The following is a 7758-nucleotide window of genomic DNA, read 5'->3' on the forward strand; positions in this document are numbered from 1 at the left end:
CGCCAAGACGGGCGGTATCAAGGGCGCATTCGGCGTGGCCGAAGACAAGGCCGAAGCCTCGATAGCCTGCCGGCAGACCAGCGTGATCAGTTTCCCGGGAGGCAAACCCATCGAGAAGCAGGAAGAAATGTTCAGCGAACGCATTTCGCTGGTCTTCAAAAAGCTGCGTGTGGTGCGCATGGTGGACACCAAACGCAACACCCTCGTTTACCTCACCTATTCCGACCGCGTGATCGAAGGTTCGCCGCAGAACAGCGTGACAGCGGTTCCGGTGCCTGCGGGCACGGTGATACCGGTGAAGTAAAGGGCCGGCCACGGTCTTCACGGCTGGCGGGCCTGAATACCCACGCGGACCGCCGGGACTAGCGGGCTGCGCCTTCAGCATTTTCACTTTTGACAACAGAATTTCGACCCATGACCCAAACCACCGCCACCTCCCTGACCGATTTCCCCATCACCCGGAAATGGCCCGCCCAGCATCCTGACCGCATCCAGCTGTATTCGCTGCCCACGCCCAATGGCGTCAAGGTATCGATCATGCTGGAAGAGTGCGGCCTGCCCTACGAGCCGCACCTCGTCGACTTTGGCAGCAACGACCAGACGTCGCCGGCCTTTATGTCGCTGAACCCGAACAACAAGATCCCGGCCATCCTTGACCCCAATGGGCCCGGCGGCAAACCACTCGGTCTGTTCGAGTCCGGCGCCATCCTGATTTACCTTGCCGAAAAAACCGGGAAATTCCTGCCGGCGGATGCCGCGGCCCGTTACGAAACCATCCAGTGGCTGATGTTCCAGATGGGCGGGATCGGCCCGATGTTTGGCCAGCTCGGCTTTTTCCACAAGTTTGCCGGCAAGGACTATGAAGACAAGCGCCCGCGCGACCGCTATGTCGCCGAATCCAGCCGCCTGCTGGGTGTGCTGAATCAGCGGCTCGAAGGCCGCAGCTGGATCATGGGCGACGACTACACCATTGCCGACATCGCCACCTTCGGCTGGGTGCGCAACCTGATCGGGTTTTATGGCGCCGGTGAGCTGGTGGAAATCCAGAAATTTCCCAACGTGACGCGCGTGCTCGACGCGTTTGTGGCGCGCCCTGCGGTCGTCAAGGGGCTGGGCATACCCGCGCGCGGCTGACGCTCCCACGCGAATACGGCGGACAGGCCGGGATGGTCAAAGTGGCTATCATGGCGGGCATGTCCGCCAAGCCAGCTCCTACCCCGGAACAGATTACAACGGATCGCTTTCGCCTGCTGGTGGATGCGGTGCAGGACTACGGCATCTTCATGCTCGACACCGCGGGCAACGTGATGTCATGGAATATCGGCGCCCAGCGCATCAAACAGTACCGCGCCGACGAGATCATCGGCCGCAATTTCTCCACCTTTTACCCCCCTGAGGCCGTCGCCGCCGGATGGCCCGCCGAGGAGTTGCGCCGCGCGGAAAGAGATGGGCGCTTCGAGGAAGAAGGCTGGCGCATCCGCAAGGACGGCAGCCGTTTTTGGGCCAATGTCGTCATTACCGCGCTCAGGGACGAGAACGGACAACTCGCCGGCTTCGGCAAGGTCACACGCGACCTCACGGAACGCCGGGCTCACGAGGAAGCGCTGCGCGAGAGCGAAGAACGCTTCAGGTTCATGATCGAAGGGGTGCGGGACTACGCGATCTTCATGCTCAGCCCCGACGGCGTGATCGAGAGCTGGAACAGCGGCGCGCAGCTCATCAAGGGCTACAGCCCGAGCGAAGTCATCGGCAAACATTTCAGCCTGTTTTACCGTCCTGAAGACCTTGAGGCCGGCAAACCCCAAGCCGAACTGAAGGCGGCCCTGGAGTATGGCCGGGCTGAAGAAGAAGGCTGGCGCGTTCGGCGGGACGGCTCGGTGTTTTGGGCCAATGTGGTGATTGCCCCGGTGTATGACACGGGCCGGCAACTGCGCGGCTTTGTCAAAGTCACACGCGACATGACCGAAAGGCGGCGCCTGCACGAGCTGGAAAAATCCAGCAAGCGCATGAGCGAGTTCCTGGCCATGCTGGCGCACGAGCTGCGCAACCCGCTGGCCCCCATCCGCAACGCCATCACCATCCTGCAACTGGAACCCTCCCCCAGCCCGCTGGTTCGAAGCAGCCGCGACATGATCGACCGGCAGCTCACGCACATGACACGCCTGGTCGACGACCTGCTCGATGTCGGGCGGCTGACCACCGGCAAGATCCGGTTCAAGGCGGAGCAGGTTTCCTACAACCAGGTGGTGGCCCGCTCCATTGAGGCCGTGCGCCCCTTGTTTGATGCGCGGYGCCACCGCCTGAAGGCAGACATCCCGGCCGCGTCGCCGCTGGTGCAGGGAGACGCCACACGGCTTGCGCAGGTCCTGCAGAACCTTCTGGTCAATGCCGCAAAGTACACCCCCGAGGCGGGCCTGATCGAGCTGAAAGTCTGGCAAGAGGGCACGCAGCTCTACACCTCGGTCCACGACAACGGGCTGGGTCTGTCGTCCCAGGCGCTCAGCCAGATCTTCGAGCTGTTCTCCCAGGGCGACGCGCAGACCGCCGCGCGGGAAAGCGGGCTGGGCATCGGTCTGACGCTGGCACGCTCCCTGGTGGAAATGCACGGCGGCGCACTGCATGCTGAAAGCGAGGGCCCCGGCCGCGGCAGCACATTCACTTTTTTCCTGCCCAATGCGCAGACAGGCGTGCACGGCACCGATGACGCAAGCGGTCCGGGCGCAGCCATCCTGGTGGTGGACGACAACCGCGATGCAGCCAACAGCCTGGCGGAAATTCTCAGGCTGATGGACTGCCAGGTGAAAGTGGCCTATGACGGCCCCGCTGCGCTGGAGATGTTTCGCCAGCAGGCACCCCAGGCCGTTTTGCTGGACCTCGGCATGCCGGGAATGAACGGCTACGAGGTGCTGGCAGCCCTGCGCGCCCTGCACGGCGGCGAGCAGGTGACGGTCGCGGCCCTCACCGGCTTTGGCACGGACGAAGACAAAAGCCGCGCGCTGGCCGCCGGGTTCGACGAGCACCTCACCAAGCCGCTGGACTTTACCGCCCTGCAGGCATTTCTGCAGACCGCCGGCGTGGTGGTTTGAGCGTTTGGGCGGCCGGGAAGGCTGTTTTTACCCATTTTCAGGAACAAAAAGGCCTGCAGCCTAATAACAACGTGCGCCAGCAGCTATCAAATAGATAGCAACTCCAGGGATGCCAATGTGCCTGGCTCGCCCGCAAGCCCCGCCAGCAGGCCACTGTGGCCATGGGTGTATAACCAGAGCCCTCGGTTCCGCGCTTTTCCCCACCCCGCGCGTGGCCGCTCACCTCACATCAATAAGCATCAAGCCGGGCGCATGAAGCGCTGCGGYATACCAAGGAAGATCAAACATGGGCGCGCAGTGGAAAGCAAAAGGCAAGGAACTGGCCGCAAATGCCAAAGGCAAGGTATTTGGAAAACTGGCCAAGGAAATCATGGTGGCCGCGCGCAGCGGTGCCGACCCGTCATTGAACGCCCGCCTGCGGCTGGTGGTGGAGCAGGCCCGCAAGGTCTCCATGCCCAAAGACACGCTGGAGCGCGCGATCAAGAAGGGCGCCGGCCTCACCGGCGATGCGGTTCATTTTGAACACGTGATCTACGAGGGTTTTGCCCCGCACCGCGTGCCGGTCATGGTCGAATGCCTGACCGACAACCTGAACCGCACCGCATCCGAAGTGCGCGTGTTGTTTCGCAAGGGGCAGCTGGGCACTTCCGGCTCGGTGTCCTGGGATTTTGACCACGTGGGCATGATTGAAGCCGAACCTGCAGCAGCAGGCGCCGACCCCGAACTGGCCGCCATCGAAGCCGGGGCCCAGGACTTTGAGCCGGGCGAAGAAGAAGGCACCACCCTGTTCCTGACCGACGCTGTCGACCTTGACCTTGTGAGCCGCGCACTGCCGGCCCAGGGTTTCAGCGTGCTGTCGGCCAAACTGGGCTACAAGCCGAAAAACCCGGTCGATCCGGCAACCCTCAGCGCCGCCGACCTCGAGGAAGTCGAAGCCTTCCTGGCCGCCATCGATGCCAATGACGATGTGCAGACCATTTATGCGGGCTTGGGCAGCTAGGGCCTGGTTGTTTGCGTTCCGCGGGCGCGTCCCGTATCAGTTGCCCATCAGCGCACGCACGTGCGCCGCCGTGCCGCTGGCCAGGCCTTCCAGGCTGTAGCCTCCCTCGAGGACGGAAACCACGCGGCCGTCGGCGGTTTCATCGGCCACCTTCATGAGCTCCCGGGTGATCCAGTGGTAATCGTCGTCTGTGAACTTCAGGCCGCCCAGCGGATCCAGATGATGGGCATCGAAGCCCGCGGAGATGATCAGCAGCCCGGGTGCGAACCTGCGCAGGGCCGGCAACAACTGGTCGGTCATCGCGGCGCGGAAGGCGACTGACCCGGTGCCCCGCGGAAACGGCATATTCACGATGTTTCCGGCCACGCCGGTTTCATGGCGCGCGCCGGTGCCGGGGTAAAACTGCGATTGGTGGCAGGAACCGTAGAACAGGTCAGGGTCGTCGTAGAACGAGTTCTGCGTGCCGTTGCCGTGGTGCACGTCGAAGTCCACCACCGCAACACGCTGGATGCCGTGCCGCTGGCGCGCATGCAGCGCTGCAATGGCCGCCTGGTTGAACACGCAAAAGCCCATGGCCTGATCTGCCTCGGCATGATGTCCGCAGGGGCGGGTAGCGCAAAAAACGTTGCTCGCCTCCCTTGTCACCACATCGTCCACGCCGGCACAGGCTGCGCCCACGCAACGCATCACCGCCTCCAGCGAGCCCGGTGACAGGATGGTGTCACCGGCATCGAGCGCGCGGTAGCCCTCGGCCGGCGACACCGCCTGCACCTGCTCCACATAGCCGGGTGTGTGCACGTGGAGCACCTGATCGAACGAGCCCAGCGGCGCATCGCGCCAGAGCGCCTTCGCAAACTCCGGTGTCTTCAGTGCCTGCAGCACGGCTTCAAGACGCTCGGGCGACTCCGGGTGGTGCGGGCCGGGACGATGGTCGAAACAGGCTTCGTGGGTGTAGATCAGGGTGCTCATGGGCGTTTGTCTCCTTTGCAGCGCCGGCGCCGCCATGCAGCCGATGGCTTTCATGGCTGCGGGTTTTGTGCGGTCTCGTGAATGACTTTAACGGATCATGGCCGCAAGCGGCTCTGCCAGCCGCCCCAGACGGCGAGCAAGAAAAAGCCCGTTGCCTGCGTGCGCAGGAACGGGCTTTTGTCTTTTTCACATCAAAAATGGCCACTAGCCCCCGGCTGGCCGGCGCGAGCAGCTATCAATCCGATAGCAAGCTGCAGCGCCACCCAGCCCGGTCTCACCCGGCCGCCGCTTCGAAACTGAACACCCCCGGATTCTGGATCGGGTCCACATCGACCGGGATGGTGCTCTTGGGCGGGAACTTGCCTTCAAGCAGCAACTTCGACAGCGGGTTTTCAATGCGCTGCTGAATCGCACGCTTGAGCGGACGCGCGCCAAACACCGGGTCGAACCCGACCTTGGCGAGCTCGGCAATCGCCGCTTCCGACACCTCCATGTTGAGGTCCATCTTCTGCAGGCGTGCTATCAGCGTACGCAGCTGGATGCGGGCGATGGACTCGATGTTTTTCGCGTCGAGCGAATGGAACACCACGGTCTCGTCGATACGGTTCAGGAACTCGGGCCGGAAGTAGTTCTTCAGCTCGCCCTCTACCGCCTCTTTCACATCCTCATACGGCTGTCCCACCATGGACTGGATGATTGGCGAGCCGATGTTGCTGGTCATCACGATCACGGTGTTCTTGAAGTCCACGGTGCGGCCCTGACCGTCGGTCAGGCGGCCATCGTCCAGCACCTGCAGCAGCACATTGAAGACATCGGGGTGGGCTTTTTCCACCTCATCGAGCAGCAGGACGCTGTAGGGCTTGYGGCGCACTGCTTCGGTCAGGTAGCCGCCTTCTTCATAGYCGACATAACCCGGGGGCGCGCCAATCAGGCGTGCCACGGAATGCTTTTCCATGAACTCGCTCATGTCGATGCGGATCAGGTGGTCTTCGCTGTCGAACAAAAAGCCGGCCAGCGCCTTGCACAGTTCGGTCTTGCCGACACCGGTGGGGCCCAGGAACAGGAAAGACCCCGTAGGCCGGTTCGGGTCGGAAAGACCCGAACGCGAGCGGCGGATGGCATTGGCCACGGCGCCGATGGCTTCGTCCTGGCCGACCACGCGCTCGTGCAGCTTGCCTTCCATGAGCAGCAGCTTGTCGCGCTCGCCCTGCATCAGCTTGCTGACGGGAATGCCGGTGGCGCGCGCCACGACCTCCGCGATCTCTTCAGCGCCGACCTGGGTGCGCAGCAACGTGGGCGCATTGGACTTTCCCTTGCTGGCTTCGCTAGCCTGCGCTTCTTTGAGGCGCTTTTCCAGCTCGGGCAGCTTGCCGTATTGCAGCTCGGCGACTTTGTTGAAGTCGCCCTTGCGGGTGAATTCCTCAATCTGGAAGCGGATGCGGCCGACTTCTTCCATCACGTCCTTGGAGCCGAGCGCCTGGGCTTTTTCGGCCTGCCAGATTTCATCGAGATCGGATATCTCCTTTTGCAGCTTGGCGATCTCCTCTTCAATCAGGTCGAAGCGCTTTTTCGAAGACTCGTCTTTTTCGCGGCGCACGGCTTCGCGCTCGATCTGCAACTGGATCAGGCGGCGGTCGAGTTTGTCCATGACCTCGGGCTTGGAGTCCATCTCTATCTTGATCTTGGCCGCGGCTTCATCGATCAGGTCGATGGCCTTGTCGGGCAGGAAACGGTCAGTGATGTAGCGGTGGCTCAACTCGGCCGCGGCCACGATGGCCGGGTCGGTGATCTGCACGCCGTGGTGCTCTTCGTATTTCTCTTGCAGGCCACGCAGGATGGCAATCGTCGCCTCCACGCTCGGCTCGCCCACCAGGATTTTCTGGAAGCGGCGCTCCAGCGCAGCGTCTTTTTCGATGTACTTGCGGTATTCGTCGAGCGTGGTGGCACCCACGCAATGCAACTCACCGCGGGCCAGCGCGGGTTTGAGCATATTGCCCGCGTCCATGGCGCCCTCTGCCTTGCCGGCGCCCACCATGGTGTGCAGCTCGTCAATGAAGACGATGGTCTGGCCTTCGTCTTTGGCGAGTTCATTGAGCACGGTTTTCAGGCGCTCTTCAAACTCGCCGCGGAACTTGGCGCCGGCCAGCAGTGCGGCCATGTCCAGGCTCAGCACACGCTTTCCCTTGAGCGAATCGGGCACCTCACCCGCGACGATTCGCTGGGCGAGGCCCTCGACGATGGCAGTCTTGCCGACGCCAGGCTCCCCGATCAGCACCGGGTTGTTTTTGGTTCGGCGCTGCAGCACCTGGATGGCGCGGCGGATTTCATCGTCGCGGCCGATCACCGGGTCGAGCTTGCCCAGGCGGGCGCGCTCGGTCAGGTCCATGCAGTATTTCTTGAGGGCTTCGCGCTGGCCTTCGGCGTCGGCGCTGTTCACGCCCTGCCCGCCGCGCACGGCGTCGATCGCCGCTTCAAGCGCCTTGCGGGTCAGGCCGTTTTCTTTGGCCAGCCGGCCCACGTCGCTCTTGCTGTCGGCCACGGCCAGCAGGAAGAGCTCACCGGCGATGAACTGGTCGTTGCGCTTGATGGCTTCTTTTTCGGTGGCCTGCAGCAGCCTGGCGAGATCAGGGCTGACCTGGATCTGGTCCTGGCCCTGCACCCGCGGCAGTTTTTTAACGGCTGCATCAGCAGCCTGCGTGAGGC

At 63.1% G+C, this 7758-nt stretch carries 6 protein-coding genes; 4 read left to right on the plus strand and 2 right to left on the minus strand.

Annotated features, from left to right (window positions below; all coding sequences use genetic code 11):
• From AC1D1X_RS10910 to AC1D1X_RS10925, 4 genes are all read left to right on the plus strand, one after another.
• On the plus strand, positions 1-304 hold a 304-nt coding region (locus AC1D1X_RS10910; protein ID WP_477698271.1), incomplete at its 5' end, for a CreA family protein.
• Between the two features lie 110 nt (positions 305-414).
• Positions 415-1134, plus strand: coding sequence for a glutathione binding-like protein (locus tag AC1D1X_RS10915; RefSeq protein WP_477669146.1), 720 nt, complete (start codon positions 415-417; stop codon positions 1132-1134).
• A 59-nt stretch (positions 1135-1193) separates the two neighbouring features.
• Positions 1194-3086, plus strand: a complete 1893-nt coding sequence (locus AC1D1X_RS10920; protein WP_477698273.1) for a PAS domain-containing hybrid sensor histidine kinase/response regulator — start codon at positions 1194-1196, stop codon at positions 3084-3086.
• A 286-nt stretch (positions 3087-3372) separates the two neighbouring features.
• Positions 3373-4086 (plus strand): YebC/PmpR family DNA-binding transcriptional regulator, encoded by a 714-nt coding sequence (locus AC1D1X_RS10925; protein WP_477669145.1) that lies wholly within the window; start codon positions 3373-3375, stop codon positions 4084-4086.
• 36 nt (positions 4087-4122) lie between these two features.
• Here the strand turns inward: AC1D1X_RS10925 and AC1D1X_RS10930 are convergent, their stop codons facing one another.
• On the minus strand, positions 4123-5055 hold the full coding sequence (locus AC1D1X_RS10930; RefSeq protein ID WP_477669144.1) for a histone deacetylase family protein: 933 nt from the start codon (positions 5053-5055) through the stop codon (positions 4123-4125).
• Between the two features lie 274 nt (positions 5056-5329).
• The coding region (gene clpB / locus AC1D1X_RS10935) for an ATP-dependent chaperone ClpB (RefSeq protein ID WP_477698272.1) at positions 5330-7758 on the minus strand (2429 nt) is incomplete at its 5' end.

It is taken from the genome of Polaromonas sp. P1_G4 (assembly GCF_056405475.1).